This window comes from Alsobacter sp. SYSU BS001988, assembly GCF_054796215.1.
The window spans coordinates 152,977-170,117 of sequence record NZ_JBTAMK010000007.1 but is presented as its reverse complement, the minus strand read 5'-3'; the positions used below and the strand labels follow the sequence as shown (position 1 = coordinate 170,117).

Below are 17,141 nucleotides of genomic sequence, written 5' to 3'. Positions count from 1 at the left end.
CTCCACCTTTTCGCAGCACGCTCTAATAGAGCCGCGCCGCGTCGTCGCCCGACACCAGCACGAGCAGGATGCACAGGCCGAAGAACAGCAGCGGCACCGTCACCCTGGCGTTGCGCTTGATCTCGGGCAGGAGCCCCGGATAGCGGCGGGCGAGGCGCGAGCCTGTCTGGCTCAGCATGAGGTCGATCAGCAGCACGAGCGGCAGGTAGAAATAGCCGAGCGAGATCATCGACGCGACCGGCGAATTGAGCGAGATCGAGCCCGGGAAGCTGGACTCGAAGGTGAAGGACAGGGCCGCCAGCGCCAGCAGCGACGAGAAGATCATCGGCGCCCGGTCCTTCTGCGAGATCACGCTGTCCGGCGCCCACAGGATGAAGAGCGACAGCGACATCAGGGCGAAGAACGGCACGAAGAGCCGCAGGATGTAGCGCGGCCAGTTGCGGTCGATGGTCGCCACGGCGACCAGCCGCGCATAGGGCTGGGCGTTCCAGCCGAAGAAGGTCTCGTTGCGGAAGGCGATCGAGCCCGCCAGCCAGTTCGTCACCGAGAGATTGCGCTCGATGGTGGAGAAGCCCCGGTCGAGCTCGGTGGTCACGAGGACGACGTCGCTGGCCGGATGACGCGCCGAGGAGAAGCGCAGGGCGATGGACTGCTGGTCGAAGGGGAAGGCCCCCATGCCGAGGTCCACGCGGAGATCGGCGTCGACGCGGCGGATCAGCGTGACCCGGCCGTCATGAAAGATCGACAGCGCCGTGGTCTGGGCGCGGGGGCGGCCGATCTGGTTCTCGATGGCGACGCCGGGATTCCAGATGTGGGCCAGCCGCGCCTCCGCCTCGTCGCCCACCCAGTCGACGCGCTCGGCGCCGGCCTCCACCCGGTCGAAGCGCTGGGTGGGATCGACCCAGCGCTGGGTGAACTCGACGAGCGCGCTCGCCTCGCTCTGCACCTCCTGGATGCGGGTGACGTTCAGGACCCGCACGCTGATGCGCACCTCCAGGGGCCGCTCCACGCCGGCGGGGAGAGGCGGCGGAGCGGCCGGGGGGCCCGGCGCCTGGGCGACGGCCGCCAGGCCGGACGCCAGGAGCAGCGACGCCGCCAGGGCGAGGACGGCCAGCCTCGTCACCGCTTCGCCGCAGGCGGCGTCCCGGCCGCGTCGGCCAGCGCGCCGAAGGCCCTGGCCGCCCGGGCGACCTCGCGCGCGCCGCCGATCGGGGGCGGATCGGCCGGCCGCTCGCCCCTGGCGAGACGCTCGGCGTGCAGGGCCATGGCTTCGATCGGGCGCAGCAGGAAGGCCCGCACCGAAACCGTCACGACCGAGAAGGCCAGGACGAGCCCGACCGCTCCGATGAAGCCGAGGATCAGCGCCTCGCGGTTGAAGGCCCGGGCCGCCACGTTGACGTTGCGCGCCGCCACCACGCCGCCGATCATCCGGCCGGAGAAATCAAGCAGCGGCTCGTTGACGACGGCGTAGCGGTCGGCGCCGATGACGGACTCGAACTGGATGCGCTCGCGCGCCAGCCTGAACTCCGGATTCGCGACGAGCGCGCCGAAGAGCCGGTCGTCCGTCGAGCCCTGGACGACGACGTCGCCCGCGGCGCCCCGGCCGGTCTGCGTCATCGCGGCCGACAGCACCACCGCGGCCTCCGCGTCGGTCGCGGCCTTAATGGCCTGGAGCAGGGGACGCATGTCGAGGCCGACCTCGGCGGAGCCGACGAGTTTGCCCTCCAGCAGGATGGGGGCGACGCCGCGCAGCGCCAGCACGCCAGTGGGCCCGATCTCGACGCCCCGCTGGCTGCGGCCGGACCGGTTGGCGGCGACCACCATCGGGCGACCCGAGGCGGCGTCGCCGAAGCGCTCGACGTCCTGCAGGCGCACCAGGATCCGCATGTCCGCGTCCTGGAACTGCATCAGCTCGACCCCGGCTTCGCCGCGCAGATAGGCGAAGGTCTCGCCGAAGCGCGCGGCGAGGCCGGGCCGGTCCCGCTGGGCCAGCGCGCGGCGCACCTCCGGCTGGCGCGCCAGCGATTCGGCCTGGGCCAGGGCGAAGGCGCTCGACCGGTCGAGGGCGTCGCGCATGAGCAGCCCGACGGCGGCGAGCTCGGCCTGCTGCCGCGCCCGGGCGTTCTCCAGCCCGCCGCGCAGCGCGGTCGCCACCACGGCGCAGATCGCCAGGCACAGGACCCCCGCCGTGACGAGGGAAAGACGCGTTGCGAAGCTCATTGCGAGTGCGGCCCGAGTCGCCCTGGGAAGCGGGCGCCGGCCGCCCCCTGGGGCAGCCGATTCACCGTCAGGCTACGTCAGGCGAAGCGTCGGCGGCAAGGATATTTGACAATTATCATTCGAAAAGCTCGACTTCCGCGGTCCGGCTTGGCCGGCCTGGAAACGCAAAAGCCCCGGACGCCGCTTTGTCCAAGCGATGTCCAGGGCTTTCGAAATGGTGGGCGCGACAGGGATCGAACCTGTGACCCCTACGATGTCAACGTAGTGCTCTCCCGCTGAGCTACGCGCCCGGCGACGACCGGAGGTCGATCGCGAGTGGCGGGGGTATAGCGGCTCGGTTCGGAGATGGCAAGCGACGAAAAGCGCGCCCGCCGGGCGGCGATCAGGCGGCCTGGAGCAGCTTCTGGACCTCGTTCACGAGGTCGCGCAGGTGGAAGGGCTTGGACAGCACCTTGGCGTCCTTCGGGGCCTGCGAATCGGGGTTCAGGGCCACGGCGGCGAAGCCGGTGATGAACATCACCTTGATGTCGGGGTCGAGCTCCGTCGCCCGGCGGGCCAGCTCGATGCCGTCCATCTCCGGCATGACGATGTCGGTGAGCAGGAGTTCGAACGGTTCCTCGCGCAAACGGTTATAGGCTGACAGGCCGTTGTCGAAGGAGGCCACGTCGTATCCGGCGTTCTCCAGAGCCTTGACCAGGAACCGACGCATGTCGTTGTCGTCTTCGGCCAGGAGGATGCGGGTGGTGAGGGCTGTGTCAGCGGACATGGGTGGCTCCGGTCGTCAATGTCATCAAGCGCGAAGAGGGTAAATAACCCGTGAAAGCCGATCACCGTCCCAATCGTGGACAGGCCGTCCGGTTGCAGGCAGACTTCATACCAGCGATCGCTGTCCCGGACATCCGATGACGAATGCATTGGCCGACCTGTTCGATACGCCTTTCGAGATCGTCGAGCCAGCCAGTCTGGCCACGCCTCTCATCTTCAACTCCCCGCATTCCGGCCGCGTCTATCCCGCCTCCTTCATCGCGTCCTCGCGGCTGGACCCGCTGACGCTGAGGCGCTCCGAGGATACCTTCGTGGACGAGCTCTTCGCCGGGGTGGTCCCGCGCGGCGCGCCGATGATGAAGGCGCAGTTCCCCAGGGCCTATCTGGACGTCAACCGCGAGCCCTACGAGCTCGATCCGCGCATGTTCGAGGGCAGGCTGCCGGCCTACGCCAATACGCGCTCGATGCGGGTGGCGGGCGGGCTGGGCACCATCGCCAGGATCGTGGGGGATTCGCAGGAGATCTATGCACGGCGCCTTCCGGTCGAAGAGGCGCTGATGCGCATCGAAGGGTTGTACAAGCCCTATCACGACGCCCTGGACCGGCTCCTCCAACGCAGCATGCGCCGGTTCGGGGCGGCCCTGCTGGTCGACTGCCATTCGATGCCGTCCGGCGTCTCGGCCAAGGACGACTACAGCAAGGCCGACGTCGTCATCGGCGACCGCTACGGGTCCAGCGCGGCCGGGCTCTTCGCCGACGTGATCGAGGAGACGCTGCATTCCAGGGGCTATGTGGTGGCGCGCAACAAGCCTTATGCGGGCGGCTACATCACCGAGCATTACGGCGACCCCGCCACCGGGCGCCACGCCATCCAGATCGAAATCAGCCGAGCGCTCTACATGGACGAGCGCCGCTTCGTGCGCACGCACGCCTTCGGCCGGGTGGCGGCCGACATGATGGCGGTGGCGGACGCGCTCATGCGCGAGATGGCGGAGTATCTGGGGGCCGGGCGCCTGGCGGCCGAATGAGCCCGCCGGAAAAACGGCCCTGAAAAGAAAGAGGCCGCCAACGCGATGCTGGCGGCCCAAGTCTAGGGAGGAAACGCCCAAGGAGGGCTACGTCGAACGCGCGAGGCGCGTCCCAACGCCCACCGAATATGTCATTGCACCGCACAAAACACAAGGGGCGTCTCGCATCATTCTCGGAAGCGCAAGGGAGGCGGAATCGGGGAAAACAAAGGAGTTTCTCTGACTCGGCGTCATGCGTGCAGTGCAGCACAGAACAGACGGACCCAAAATGGTTCTGGCATGAACCTTGGCTGCGCGCGTCCTGCGGCGCGTCGGCCGGCGCGCGTTGCCAAGCGCCGGGATGTTCTCTATCACCGCCTGAACGGCGCTCCCACGGCAGGATGGATCGATGACGGCGGTCGACTTCGCAGGCTTCGTGGACGACCTGGCCACCATCTCGGGCACCGCGATCCTGCCCTTCTTCCGCACCACGCTGGCGGCGGCCGACAAGTCGCGCGGCGGCGTCTTCGACCCGGTCACCGAGGCCGACCGCGCCGGCGAGGCCGCGATGCGCCAGATGATCAAGCGCACCTTCCCGTCGCACGGCATCATCGGCGAGGAATATGGCGACGAGCGCACCGAATCGGAGTTCGTCTGGGTGCTGGACCCGATCGACGGGACGAAGTCGTTCATCGCCGGCCTGCCCACCTGGGGCACCCTGATCGGGCTGACGCGCCATGGCCAGCCCTGCTACGGCATGATGCACCAGCCCTTCACGCGCGAGCGGTTCTTCGGCGACGGCGGCAGCGCGCATTGGCGAGGCCCTGCCGGCGAGCGGACGCTGCGGACCCGCCGCTGCGATGCTCTGGGGGACGCGATCCTGTCCACCACGTCGCCGCGGCTTTTCGAGGCGGCGGATCTCGGCTGCTTCGAACGGGTGGAGGCCGAGGCGCGGCTCACCCGCTTCGGCTATGACTGCTACGCCTATTGCATGCTGGCGGCGGGGCTGATCGACATCGTCATCGAGACCGGGCTGAAGCCCTACGACATCGTCGCGCTAGCCCCCATCGTGCAGGGCGCGGGGGGCGTGGTCACCACCTGGTCGGGCGGCTCGCCCGCCGAAGGCGGCTCGATCGTGGCGTCGGGCGATCCGCGCCTCCACGAGAAGACACTGGCGCTCCTGAACCGCTGAGCCGCGCGAGGGCCGCTCAGGCCGGCGCGGGCGCGTCGGCGTCCTGGCGCGCCATCGCCTCCCGGGCGGCCGTCAGGGCGGCGCCGGGGACGAAGGCGTCGAACGCCGCCCAGAATTGCGAGCGCACCGGGTCGCGCTCCACCAGGAGCTCATGCATGGCGCCGGGCAGCACGATGGCCCGCCCGGCCTTCAGGCGCGCCGCGAAGCGCTCCGCGGCGGCCGTGATCGTCACGGCGTCGGCCGAACCGGCCACGATGAGCAGGGGCGTCGGCAGCTGCAGGGGGAAGTTGGGGTCCTTGAACGGCTCCATGGCGCGGAACGCCGCGTGCACCCAGCCGATGGTGGGATCGCCCAGCGCCAGGCCGGGCGCCTCCTCGACGATCGCGGCGGTGCGACCATAGCGCGCCGGATCCGAGGTCAGCGGGTTCGTGGCGAAGGGCTTCGTGGCCACGGCCGTCTGGCCCCCGCCGGGAATGTAGGCGCCGCCGAGGCCGAGCACGTCGAGCGCCGCCGCGAGCCAGTGCATGCGGCGCGGGCGGCGCAGGCCCGAGATCTCGATCATCGGGGCGGACAGCACGGCCCGCTCCACCAGGTCCGGCTTGCGCTGGAGCGCGCGGATCAGGATCGCGCCCCCCATGGAGTGCGCGAGCGCGAAGAAGGGCTCAGGACAGGGCCGCCCGGCGGTGGCGTCCATGACGGCCGCGAGGTCCGCCACATAGTCGTCGAAGTCGTCCACATGGCCCTTGCGGGGGTCGGCCAGCAGCCGGTCGGAGCCGCCCTGGCCGCGCCAGTCGAAGGCGACCACATGGAAGCCGCGGCGGCGCAGCTCGCCGATCACCTCGAAATATTTCTCGATGAACTCGGCCCGGCCCTGAAGGACATAGACGGTGCCGCGGACCTTCTTGGCGGTCGGCCGCCAGCGGGCGACGCGCAGCTTCACGCCGCCGGCGCTCGTCACGCTGGCGACGACCGCGTTGGACGGCGTCGGGTTGGCGGGGATCGAAACGAGGTCCACGGGCGCTCCTGCGGGGTCTGTCCCGCGTTATACCCGATAATCGTAAGGGAGCGATGAGCGCAGCGCTGCGCCCCGGCGCGTTCACATCCGGGCGTCGGCGGACTTGCGGACGCGGGGCGCCAGGACGGATCCCTCCAGCGGCGCCAGCCCCGTGATCTCGCCCGTGAAGGCGTCGACGACCGTGCGCATGCGCTGGCCGCGCGGGCCGGAGGCGTCGGCCAGCCACAGGCCGCCGCGCCGGCGCAGGTTGCGGACGTCCGAGTAGCCCTGGCGGGCCAGCACGGACTCGATCGCCTGCGGCTCCATTCCGCCCTGCGCGACGTTATCGCCCGCGACGGCGCGGGACGGCGCGAGGCCGGCCACGCCGAGGCCGGCGCCTGCCGCCAGGATGGTCGCCGCCAGCAGGACGGCTCGACGATACGCACGCATGGGATCAGCCTCTGGAAGACGGCGTCGGTCTTCAACGATGGCGGTGTCTTGCCACGGCGAGCCTGAACGTCTCCGGAAGCGTCCGTTCACGCGCGGTTCATGTGCGGGAGCGGGACCGGAAGCGCCGCCGTGTCCGGCGCTCCCGCCAGCCTGCCGGGGGGTCTTGAACGGCTCGGAGAGCCTCACTACCTCAGGGCCAGCGCAGGCCATGACGGCTGCGCGGACCGGCCGGTTCGGCCTCTGAAGGCGAACCGCCGCATGTCGCTTCTAGGAGGATATGCCATGCGCCAGTACGATCTTTCCCCCCTCTACCGCTCCACGGTCGGCTTCGACCGGCTGTTCTCGATGCTGGACCAGATGGCCAGCCCGGACGCCGCGACCGCCTACCCGCCCTACAACATCGAGCGCACGGGCGAGAACGCCTACCGCATCTCGATCGCGGTCGCCGGCTTCACCGACAAGGACATCGCCATCGAGGTGAAGGAGAACGCCCTTTCGGTGCGCGGCGAGAAGCAGGGCCAGTCCGGCGAACGCGCCGGCGAGGTGCTGTACCAGGGCATCGCGGCCCGCAGCTTCGAGCGCCGCTTCCAGCTCGCCGACTACGTCCAGGTGACGGGCGCGAGCCTTGAGAACGGGCTCCTGCACGTCGACCTCGTCCGCGAGATCCCCGAGGCCAAGAAGCCGCGCCTCATCCCGATCTCCGCGTCCGGCCAAAAGACCGTCATCGACGGTTCGGTGCAGTCCGAGAAGGCCGCCGCGTAACGCGACGTCGAGGTCGAAAACCTCTGAATCAGAAGGGCGGCCCTGCGCGGGCCGCCCTTTTTCGTGCGCGCGGCGTCGCGCTCCTCAGTCGAGCGCGGCGGGCGGGACGGCCGGGGAGGCTGCCGCCGGGCCGCGGCTGCTGGAGTCGTCCAGCGGGGCGGCCGGAACGGCGCCGGTGTCCGACGACGCGGTCGGCTTGCCGGTCTTGGGATCCACCAGCGGCTCGGGGATGCGCTGGGGGGCCGGGCTGGCCTGCCGCACGGGCGGCTCCTGCGGGGCCGCGGCGGCCGGAGGCTCGGCGGGGGCCGGGGCCGCGGTGACCGGCGGCGGGGCCGGCGAGGGGATCGGGGCCGGGGCCACGGGCTGCGGCGCGGGCTCCGGCGCGACCGGCCGGGCCGCGGTGGTGTCGGACTTCGGCGGCGCCGACTGCTCGGCCGGCTTCGGCAAGGACGGGACGGCCTTGGGCTTGTGGGCCGGGGCGGGCGCGGTCGAGGCGTCCGGCGTGCGGGCCTCGCGGCTCCTGGGCGGCCTCGGCGCGGACCGCTCCAGCGGGTCGGGCCCGATGCGGGCGGCCGGCGGGCGCGATCCATAGCGCTCCTCCTCGTCGCGGAGCGGCGGCAGGGCGGCGGAGCCCTCCGGCGCGCCGCGATAGCCCGGCACGCCGCGCGGCGGAATCGGCGCGGGCGCGTCATAGGCGCGGCTCCCGACCGCGAAGCTCTCCAGCAGGCGCCCGTCATAGCCGTCGAGGGTGACGTGCACGCGGTAGCCGCGGCGGTCGATGGCGTCGGCCTCGTAGACGTCGCCCACCGAGCGGATGCGCATCACGCGCTGGTAGCCGTAGCGCGAGTAGAGGATGTCGGCGACTTCGCCCGGCCCCATCATGAAGCCGGAGAACTGCGCCGGCGCGGCCAGCGGCGCGGCGGAGAGGCGGTCGGCCCCGATCGGGGCCGCGAGGGCGGGGAGCGACGCTCCCGCCATGAAAAGAGCCGCGAGCGCGAGGGCGCCGCGGCGGACGAAACGTCGGGCGACCGCAGTCTGACGACCGGCGGCAGCGAAGTGCGGGTGCATGGAGGCAGGCTCCCAGGATGACAAGCCCGGAAGCGTTAATGATCGATTAAGGCGGACCTGCGACGCCGCCAAGGCGCCGCAGCGCCGGCCTCAGGCGCCGCGGGCCGCCCGCAGGATGGCGTCCACGTCCTCGTCACGGGACGCGAAGGACGTCACGAAGCGGGCGAAGCTCTCCTGCGGGCCGATGGCGAACCCCTCCGGCAGGCTGCCGCTGGACCAGGGCGCGTAGCGCACGCCGGCCGCCTTCAGGGCTGCGTCCACGGAGGGAGGCAGCACGGCGAAGACCTCGTTGGCCTGGGTCGGCCAGACGAGGCGCACGCCCTCGACCTCGGCGAGGCCGCGCGACAACGCCGTGGCGGCCGCGTTGGCGTGGCGGGCGTTGTCCATCCAGTGGCCGTTCTCCAGATAGCCGACCATCTGCGCGCCGAGCAGGCGGCCCTTGGAGAGCGTGTGGCCGCTGCGCTTGCGGCGGTACTGGAAATCGGCCGCCCGGTCCTTGTCGAAGATCACCACCGCCTCGCAGGCGAGGCCGCCATTCTTGGTGGCGCCGAACGACACCACGTCGACGCCGGCCTTCCAGGTCATCTCGGCCGCCGTGCAGCCGAGCGCCGCCAGAGCGTTGGCGAAGCGCGCGCCGTCGAGGTGCGTCGCCATGCCGTGGCGGCGCGCAGTCGCCGCGATGGCGGCGATCTCGTCGAGCGCATAGAGCGTGCCGGCCTCGGTCACCTGCGACACGGAGACGGCGGCGGGCTGGACCGCCTTGGCGACCCCCTTGGGAAAACGCTCCAGCGCGGCCTCGAGGCCCGCGGGCGTGAACTTGCCGGCCACCCCCGGGATCCCGACGATCTTGGCGCCGCCGGTGAACATCTCGGGCGCGCCGCACTCGTCGTCGAGCACATGCGCCTCGGCGTGGCTGAAGATGGCGCTCCAGGGCTGGCTGATCGCCGAGAGCGCCAGCGCGTTCGCGGCGGTTCCGGTCGCGACGAGGAAGACGGCGCAGTCGCGCTCGAACACGCCCGCGAGCAGCTCCTCGGCCCGCTTCGTATAGGCGTCGACCCCATAGGCGCTTTCCGCGCCGCCATTGGCGGCGATGACGGCGTCGAGCACCGGCCTGCTGGCGCCGGCCACATTGTCGCTTGCGAAATTCATCATCGGTCTCGGGTGACGGGAGGGACGGCCGCACGATGCATGCATCGGGGACGGGAGCAAGCCCGCGGCGCGCAGGTCCCGTCTGCGGGCCCACGGCGCGCTCGGCGCCCGGCGCGGGTCACACCCTTGCGCCCGGTTCGCCGCGACGTTCCGTTCCTTGCGCGCCAGCGAAGAGGCGGGCAACAATCTTGCGAAAACGACGAAAAATGGCCCTTGTGCGGCTTATGGTTATCTGGCATTGTCCCGCCTCGATAGGACAGTCTTGCTGTCCCAATTTCCGGGGTTGCGGCCCCGCGCGAGATGACGGCGGACAGCCAGGTGCGGACGAACGGCACGATCACGAAGACGACGACGCGCGGCGCGGCCGCGACGCGCGATCGTAAACGTGCCGCCCGCAAAAACGCGGGCTAAGCGGGCGCCCGCCGGTCCTACGCGGATCGGAGACGCCCGCCGGGAGCGGGCGCAAGACGGGGCGCGGCCGGACCTCCCACACTGAGAATGAGCCCCGAGCCGGATGGCGCGCGTCGTGCATGGCGGGTTCATGCTCCGTCGCCGCCATCCGCACGGATGCTGACTCCGGCTGTCTCGGGACGGCCGCCGCAACGGACGAGGGCGACATGAGCGAGCGGACAGGACAAGGCCCGATCGGCGCCGGCAGCGAGGCGAGCGCCATGCCGGCGGCGCTTCACCCGGCCGCCTCGACGACGCATGTCATGCGCGACCCCTCCTATCCGGACGCCCAGGGCCTCTACGATCCGGCGCGCGAGCATGACGCCTGCGGCGTCGGCTTCGTGGCCGACATGAAGAACCGCAAGTCGCACGCCATCGTGCAGATGGGCCTGCAGATCCTGCTCAATCTCGACCATCGCGGCGCCGTCGGGGCCGACCCCAAGGCCGGCGACGGCTGCGGCATGCTGGTGCAGACCCCGCACGGCTTCTTCGCCGAGGAGGCGGCCCGTCTGGGGCTGACCCTTCCGGCGCCGGGGGACTATGCGGTGGGCATGCTGTTCCTGCCGCGCGACCCCGAGGGGCGCAGCCTGTGCGAGCAGATCGTCGAGAAGGTGATCGCCGACGAGGGCCAGCACTTCCTGGGCTGGCGCGACGTGCCGGTCGACAGCTCCGGCCTCGGCGAGAGCGTGAAGCCGACGGAGCCCTGCATCCGCCAGGTCTTCATCGGCCGCGGCGCGAGTACGGCCGGCGACGACGCCTTCGAGCGGCGCCTGTTCATCCTGCGCAAGGTGATCTCGAACACCATCTACGACATGAAGGACGAGAGGACCCGGGGCTTCTACCCGGTGTCGCTGTCCTCGCGCACCATCACCTACAAGGGCATGCTGCTGGCCGGGCAGCTCGGCGAGTATTTCAAGGACCTCACCGACCCGCGCTTCGCGTCGGCCCTGGCGCTGGTCCACCAGCGCTTCTCCACAAACACCTTCCCGACCTGGTCTCTGGCGCATCCCTACCGGATGGTCGCCCACAACGGCGAGATCAACACGCTGCGCGGCAACGTCAACTGGATGGCGGCCCGGCAGGCCTCGGTGGATTCCGACCTCTTCGACGCCGAGATCTCCAAGCTCTGGCCCATCTCGTATGAGGGCCAGTCCGACACCGCCTGCTTCGACAACGCGCTCGAGTTCCTGGTGCGCGGCGGCTACTCGCTGGCCCATGCGGTGATGATGCTGATCCCGGAGGCCTGGGCCGGCAACCCGCTGATGGACGAGGACCGGCGCGCCTTCTACGAGTACCACGCCGCCCTGATGGAGCCGTGGGACGGTCCCGCCGCCGTGACCTTCACGGACGGACGCCAGATCGGCGCGACGCTGGACCGCAACGGCCTGCGCCCGGCCCGCTATCTCGTCACCGACGACGGCCTCGTCGTGCTGGCCTCCGAGTTCGGCGTGCTGCCGATCCCGGAAGAGAAGATCGTCACCAAGTGGCGGCTCCAGCCCGGCAAGATGCTGCTCATCGACCTGGAGCAGGGCCGCATCGTCTCCGACGACGAGATCAAGACCTCGCTGTCGACCGCCAACCCGTACCGGGAATGGCTGCAGCGCGGCCAGATCATCCTGGAGGACTTGAAGCCCGTCGAACCGCGCCAGTCGCGCACCGACGTCACCCTGCTCGATCGCCAGCAGGCCTTCGGCTACACCCAGGAAGACCTGAAGCTGCTGATGTCGCCCATGGCGGTCACCGGCCAGGAGGCCGTCGGCTCGATGGGCACCGACACGCCGATCTCGGCGCTGTCGTCCAAGTCGAAGCCGCTCTTCACCTATTTCAAGCAGAACTTCGCCCAGGTCACGAACCCGCCGATCGACCCGATCCGCGAGGAGCTCGTCATGAGCCTCGTGTCCTTCATCGGGCCGCGGCCGAACATCTTCGACCTCGAGGGCTCCTCGCGCCGCAAGCGGCTTGAGGTCCGCCAGCCGATCCTCACCAATGGCGACCTGGAGAAGATCCGCTGCATCGGCCATTTCGAGGACCGGTTCGACACCAAGACGCTCGACTTCACCTACCCGGTGGAGCAGGGCGCGGCCGGCCTGCCGGGCGCCCTCGACCGGCTCTGCGAGCGCGCCGAGGCGGCCGTGCATGGCGGCTACAACATCATCATCCTGTCGGACCGCCAGGTCGGGCCGGACCGCATCCCGATCCCGTCGCTCCTGGCGACGGCGGCGGTGCACCATCACCTGATCCGCAAGGGCCTGCGCACCTCGGTCGGCCTCGTGGTGGAGACCGGCGAGCCGCGCGAGGTGCACCACTTCTGCTGCCTGGCGGGCTACGGCGCCGAGGCGATCAACCCCTATCTGGCCTTCGAGACGCTCGCCGGAATGCGCAGCGAGATTCCCGAGGAGGTCGACGAGGACGAGATCGTCAAACGCTACATCAAGTCCGTCGACAAGGGCATCCTGAAGGTCATGTCCAAGATGGGCATCTCGACCTACCAGTCCTATTGCGGCGCCCAGATCTTCGACGCGGTCGGGCTGCGCAGCGAACTCGTCCAGAAGTACTTCTTCGGCACGGCGACCACCATCGAGGGCGTCGGCCTGGAGGAGATCGCGGAAGAGACGGTCCGGCGCCACCGCGACGCCTTCGGCGACGCCCCGGTCTATCGCAGCTCGCTGGATGTCGGCGGCGAATACGCCTACCGCATCCGCGGCGAGGACCATGTTTGGACGCCTGATTCCGTCGCCACTTTGCAGCACGCGGTGCGCCTCAACGCGCAGGACCGCTACCGCGAGTTCGCCCGCGAGATCAACGACCAGCAGAACCGCCTGACCACGATTCGCGGCCTGTTCAGGATCCGGACCGCGGCCGAGCGCGGCGCGAGCCCCGTCCCCCTCGAGGAGGTGCAGAGCGCGGTCGAGATCGTGAAGCGCTTCTCCACCGGCGCGATGTCGTTCGGCTCCATCTCCAAGGAGGCGCACGAGACGCTGGCGATCGCCCTGAACCGGATCGGCGGCAAGTCGAACACCGGCGAGGGCGGCGAGGAGAGCGAGCGCTACGTCCCGCTGCCGGACGGCCGCTCCAAGCGCTCGGCCATCAAGCAGGTCGCGTCCGGCCGCTTCGGCGTCACGGCGGAGTATCTGGTCAACGCCGACGTCATGCAGATCAAGGTGGCGCAGGGCGCCAAGCCCGGCGAGGGCGGGCAGCTGCCCGGCCACAAGGTCGACGCGGTGATCGCCAAGGTGCGCCACTCGACCCCGGGCGTGGGCCTCATCTCGCCGCCGCCGCACCACGACATCTACTCGATCGAGGACCTCGCGCAGCTGATCTTCGACCTGAAGAACGTCAACCCGACGGCGGACGTCTCGGTGAAGCTCGTCTCCGAGGTTGGCGTCGGCACGGTCGCGGCCGGCGTCGCCAAGGCGCGGGCGGACCACATCACCATCTCGGGCTTCGAGGGCGGCACGGGCGCGAGCCCGCTGACCTCGCTGAAGCATGCGGGCTCGCCCTGGGAGATGGGCCTCGCCGAGACCCAGCAGACGCTGGTGCTGAACCGGCTGCGCGGCCGCGTGGCCCTGCAGGTCGACGGCGGGCTGCGCACCGGCCGCGACGTCGTGATCGGCGCGCTGCTGGGAGCCGACGAGTTCGGCTTCTCGACCGCGCCGCTGATCGCGGCCGGCTGCATCATGATGCGCAAGTGCCACCTGAACACCTGCCCGGTGGGCGTGGCGACGCAGGACCCGGTGTTGCGCAAGCGCTTCAAGGGCACGCCCGAGCACGTCATCAACTACTTCTTCTTCGTCGCCGAGGAAGTGCGCGAGCTGATGGCCGAGATGGGCTTCCGCACCATGGACGAGATGGTCGGCCGGTCCGACCTGCTCGACCGGCGCGAGGCGATCGACCACTGGAAGGCCAAGGGGCTCGACTTCTCCCGCATCTTCCACAAGCCCGAGGTCGGAGCCGACGTCGCCATCCGGCATGTCGAGCGCCAGAAGCACCCGATCGACGCCGTGCTGGACCGCACGCTCATCCCGCAGGCCATGGCGGCCATCGAGGGCGGCGCGCCGGTCGAGATCCGGGCCGAGATCCACAACACGGACCGCACCACGGGGGCCATGCTGTCGGGCGAGATCGCCAAGCGGCACGGCTACGCCGGGCTGCCGGACGACACGATCCGGATCCGGCTCGACGGCACGGCCGGGCAGAGCTTCGGCTCCTTCCTGGCGGCCGGCGTGACGCTGGAGCTCGTCGGGCAGGCCAACGACTATGTCGGCAAGGGCCTGTCGGGCGGCAAGCTGATCATCCGCCCGGCGGACGGCTCCCGCACGGTCGCCGAGCAGTCCATCATCGTGGGCAACACGGTGCTGTACGGCGCGATCTCCGGCGAGTGCTACTTCCGGGGCGTGGCGGGCGAGCGTTTCGCCGTCCGCAACTCCGGGGCGGTGGCGGTCGTGGAAGGCACGGGCGACCATGGCTGCGAGTACATGACCGGCGGCGTGGTGGTGGTCATCGGGCAGACCGGGCGCAACTTCGCGGCCGGCATGTCGGGCGGCATCGCCTATGTGCTCGACGAGGACGGCGCGTTCCAGAAGCGCTGCAACCTGTCGATGGTCGACCTGGAGCCCGTCGAGGAGGAGGAGGACCTGATGGAGCGCCTCCACCACCATGGCGGCGACCTGGAGACCAAGGGCCGCATCGACGTCATGGCCAACATGTCCGGCCATGACGAGGAGCGCCTGCTGCAGCTGATCAGCGACCACCTGCGCTACACGGGGTCGACCCGCGCCAAGGACATCCTGGACAACTGGGCCGACTACCGGACCCGCTTCGTGAAGGTCATGCCGGTCGAGTACCGGCGCGCGCTTCGCGAGATGGAGAAGTTCAGGACGCTGCAGGCGGCGGAGTGAGATGCGCATCTATGGCGACATGCAGTCGGGCAACTGCCTGAAGGTGAAGGTCGTGGCGGACCGCCTCGGCCTCGACTATGAGTGGCTGCCCGTCGACATCATGCGCGGCGAGAGCCGCACGCCAGAGTTCCTGGCGCTGAGCCCGATGGGGCAGGTCCCGGTGGTGGTTTTCGACGATGGCCGGGCGCTGGCCCAGTCGAACGCCATCATCCGTTATCTGGCGCGCGGATCGGACCTGTTGCCGGACGATCCTTTCGAGCAGGCGCAGGTCGACGAGTGGCTGTTCTGGGAGCAGAACAGCCACGAGCTCTTCGTCGCCGGCTGCCGCTTCCAAATGGTCTATCTCGGCAAGAGCGCCGCCGATCGTGAGTCCTGGCGCGTCGCCCGCGCCGAGCAGGCGCTGGACTTCATGGATACGATCCTGGCCGGCCGTGACTGGTTTGCGGCAGGCCGTCTCACCGTCGCGGACGTCGCCCTGCTGGCCTATACGCGCCTGGCCGGCGAGGGCGGCCTCGATCTTTCACCGCGGACCAGCCTCAGGGCCTGGATCCGGCGCTGCGAGCAGGCCCTTGGCCTGCCGTCGGTCGAAACAGCACATTAGGCAGGGGCAGATGGGCAAGGTCACAGGGTTTCTGGAATTCGACCGGCAGGAGCAGAAGTATCAGCTCGCCGGCGACCGCATCCGCCATTTCCGCGAGTTCACGCTGCCGCTGGACGAGAAGGACGTCGGCCGCCAGGCCGCGCGCTGCATGGATTGCGGCGTGCCCTACTGCCATTCCGGCACGGGCTGCCCGGTCAACAACCAGATCCCGGACTGGAACGACCTGATCTACCAGCAGAACTGGGAGGAGGCCTCCCGCAACCTGCATTCGACCAACAATTTCCCGGAGTTCACCGGCCGCATCTGCCCCGCGCCCTGCGAGGAGGCGTGCACGCTGAACCTCGAGGACATGCCGGTCACCATCAAGACCATCGAGCAGTCCATCGCCGACAAGGCCTGGGCCGAGGGCTGGGTCCGCCCCGAGCCGCCCGCCTTCAGGACGGGCAAGCGCGTCGCCATCGTGGGCTCGGGCCCGGCTGGCATGGCCGCCGCCCAGCAGCTCGCCCGGGTGGGCCATGACGTGCACCTGTTCGAGCGCGAGCCGCGGGCGGGCGGTCTGCTGCGCTACGGCATCCCCGACTTCAAGATGGAGAAGCGCCACATCGACCGGCGCGTCGCCCAGATGGAGCAGGAGGGCGTCACCTTCCACTACGGCGTGAATGTCGGGGTCACGAAGCCCTTCGAGGAGCTCACCGCGGAGTTCGACGCCGTGCTGCTGGCGGGCGGCGCGGAGGATCCGCGCGATCCCAAGCTGCCCGGGCAGGACCTCGCGGGCGTCCACTTCGCGATGCCCTATCTGGTCCAGCAGAACCGCCGCGTCGGCCAGGAGGAGCCCACCCCCGAGGCGCCCATCCTGGCGGGCGGCAAGCATGTCGTGGTGATCGGCGGCGGCGACACGGCTTCCGACTGCGTCGGCACGTCGTTCCGCCAGGGCGCGCTCTCGGTGACGCAGCTCGACATCCGTCCCAAGCCGCCCGTCAAGGAGGATAAGCTGACGGTGTGGCCCTACTGGCCGACCAAGATGCGCACCTCGTCCAGCCAGGCCGAGGGCGCCGAGCGCGAGTTCCAGGCCGCGACGCTCGGCATCGAGGGCAAGAACGGCAAGGTGACGGGCGTGAAGTGCGCGCGCGTGGACGAAAAGCGCGTCCCCATCCCGGGCAGCGAGTTCATCCTGCGCGCCGACCTCGTCTTCCTGGCCATCGGCTTCGCCGGATCGCAGACGGCGGGCATGATCGAGGCGTCCGGGGTGGCGCTGGACCGGCGCAACAACGTCGTCGCCAACGAGCAGGACTACCGGACCTCGCAGGCCAAGGTGTTCGCCGCCGGCGACATGCGCCGCGGCCAGTCGCTGGTGGTCTGGGCGATCCGCGAGGGCCGGCAGGCGGCGCACGCCATCGACCTCGCGCTCATGGGAGAAACCATCCTGCCGCGATAGGCTCCCTCCTCGTCATCGCGCGGGAAAGACGCGCGTAACGTCCCACCGTCATCCCCGGCGACCTGCGCAGCAGGTCGGGAAGGGAATCCAGCCGCGCGGCGCCGAAAGAACCTCGCTCCCCTTCCCGGCGCTTCGCGCCGCCGGGAATGA

General features: G+C 70.2%; 13 protein-coding genes and 1 tRNA gene. 6 read left to right on the top strand and 8 right to left on the bottom strand.

Annotation, left to right across the window (positions count from 1 at the left end; genetic code table 11):
* Positions 1 to 22: 22 nt before the first annotated feature.
* The 4 genes from ACYVO7_RS15235 to cpdR form a co-directional block, all read right to left on the bottom strand.
* A complete protein-coding gene (locus ACYVO7_RS15235) occupies positions 23 to 1,123 on the bottom strand; it encodes a ligand-gated ion channel (RefSeq protein WP_460450652.1) in 1,101 nt (366 codons plus the stop codon).
* Positions 1,120 to 2,220 carry a cache domain-containing protein gene (locus tag ACYVO7_RS15230; RefSeq protein ID WP_460450651.1) on the bottom strand — a complete coding sequence of 367 codons (1,101 nt, stop codon included), beginning with the start codon at positions 2,218 to 2,220 and terminating at the stop codon, positions 1,120 to 1,122. The genes ACYVO7_RS15235 and ACYVO7_RS15230 overlap by 4 nt, the downstream gene beginning before the upstream one ends.
* Before the next feature lie 215 nt (positions 2,221 to 2,435).
* Positions 2,436 to 2,510 (bottom strand) — tRNA-Val (locus ACYVO7_RS15225).
* Between the two features lie 92 nt (positions 2,511 to 2,602).
* Complete coding sequence (gene cpdR, locus ACYVO7_RS15220) at positions 2,603 to 2,986, bottom strand: cell cycle two-component system response regulator CpdR (RefSeq protein WP_460450650.1); 384 nt, start codon at positions 2,984 to 2,986, stop codon at positions 2,603 to 2,605.
* 136 nt (positions 2,987 to 3,122) lie between these two features.
* On the opposite strand from cpdR, the gene ACYVO7_RS15215 reads away from it, so the two are divergent.
* Together ACYVO7_RS15215 and hisN are read left to right on the top strand one after the other, a co-directional pair.
* Positions 3,123 to 4,013: an N-formylglutamate amidohydrolase gene (locus tag ACYVO7_RS15215; RefSeq protein WP_460450649.1), complete on the top strand. Its 891-nt coding sequence runs from the start codon at positions 3,123 to 3,125 to the stop codon at positions 4,011 to 4,013.
* A 388-nt stretch (positions 4,014 to 4,401) separates the two neighbouring features.
* Positions 4,402 to 5,184, top strand: coding sequence for a histidinol-phosphatase (hisN, locus tag ACYVO7_RS15210; protein WP_460450648.1), 783 nt, complete (start codon positions 4,402 to 4,404; stop codon positions 5,182 to 5,184).
* Between the two features lie 16 nt (positions 5,185 to 5,200).
* On the opposite strand, the gene ACYVO7_RS15205 is transcribed toward hisN, so the two are convergent.
* Positions 5,201 to 6,199, bottom strand: a complete 999-nt coding sequence (locus ACYVO7_RS15205) for an alpha/beta fold hydrolase (RefSeq protein ID WP_460450647.1) — start codon at positions 6,197 to 6,199, stop codon at positions 5,201 to 5,203.
* Between the two features lie 81 nt (positions 6,200 to 6,280).
* Complete coding sequence (locus ACYVO7_RS15200) at positions 6,281 to 6,628, bottom strand: hypothetical protein (protein ID WP_460450646.1); 348 nt, start codon at positions 6,626 to 6,628, stop codon at positions 6,281 to 6,283.
* Positions 6,629 to 6,910: 282 nt separating this feature from the next.
* On the opposite strand from ACYVO7_RS15200, the gene ACYVO7_RS15195 reads away from it, so the two are divergent.
* A complete protein-coding gene (locus ACYVO7_RS15195; RefSeq protein WP_406854836.1) occupies positions 6,911 to 7,390 on the top strand; it encodes an Hsp20 family protein in 480 nt (159 codons plus the stop codon).
* Between the two features lie 84 nt (positions 7,391 to 7,474).
* Here the strand turns inward: ACYVO7_RS15195 and ACYVO7_RS15190 are convergent, their stop codons facing one another.
* Both ACYVO7_RS15190 and ACYVO7_RS15185 read right to left on the bottom strand, forming a co-directional pair.
* A complete protein-coding gene (locus tag ACYVO7_RS15190; protein WP_460450645.1) occupies positions 7,475 to 8,368 on the bottom strand; it encodes a hypothetical protein in 894 nt (297 codons plus the stop codon).
* 180 nt (positions 8,369 to 8,548) lie between these two features.
* Complete coding sequence (locus tag ACYVO7_RS15185) at positions 8,549 to 9,607, bottom strand: threonine aldolase family protein (RefSeq protein ID WP_460450644.1); 1,059 nt, start codon at positions 9,605 to 9,607, stop codon at positions 8,549 to 8,551.
* A 671-nt stretch (positions 9,608 to 10,278) separates the two neighbouring features.
* Between ACYVO7_RS15185 and gltB the strand changes: the two genes are divergently transcribed.
* Genes gltB through ACYVO7_RS15170 form a run of 3 tightly spaced genes read left to right on the top strand, consistent with a single transcriptional unit; the run spans position 10,279 to position 16,991 of the window.
* Positions 10,279 to 14,955, top strand: coding sequence for a glutamate synthase large subunit (gene gltB, locus ACYVO7_RS15180; RefSeq protein ID WP_460450720.1), 4,677 nt, complete (start codon positions 10,279 to 10,281; stop codon positions 14,953 to 14,955).
* 1 nt (position 14,956) lies between these two features.
* Positions 14,957 to 15,556 (top strand): glutathione S-transferase family protein, encoded by a 600-nt coding sequence (locus ACYVO7_RS15175; protein WP_460450643.1) that lies wholly within the window; start codon positions 14,957 to 14,959, stop codon positions 15,554 to 15,556.
* 10 nt (positions 15,557 to 15,566) lie between these two features.
* On the top strand, positions 15,567 to 16,991 hold the full coding sequence (locus tag ACYVO7_RS15170; RefSeq protein WP_460450642.1) for a glutamate synthase subunit beta: 1,425 nt from the start codon (positions 15,567 to 15,569) through the stop codon (positions 16,989 to 16,991).
* Positions 16,992 to 17,141: the final 150 nt, after the last annotated feature.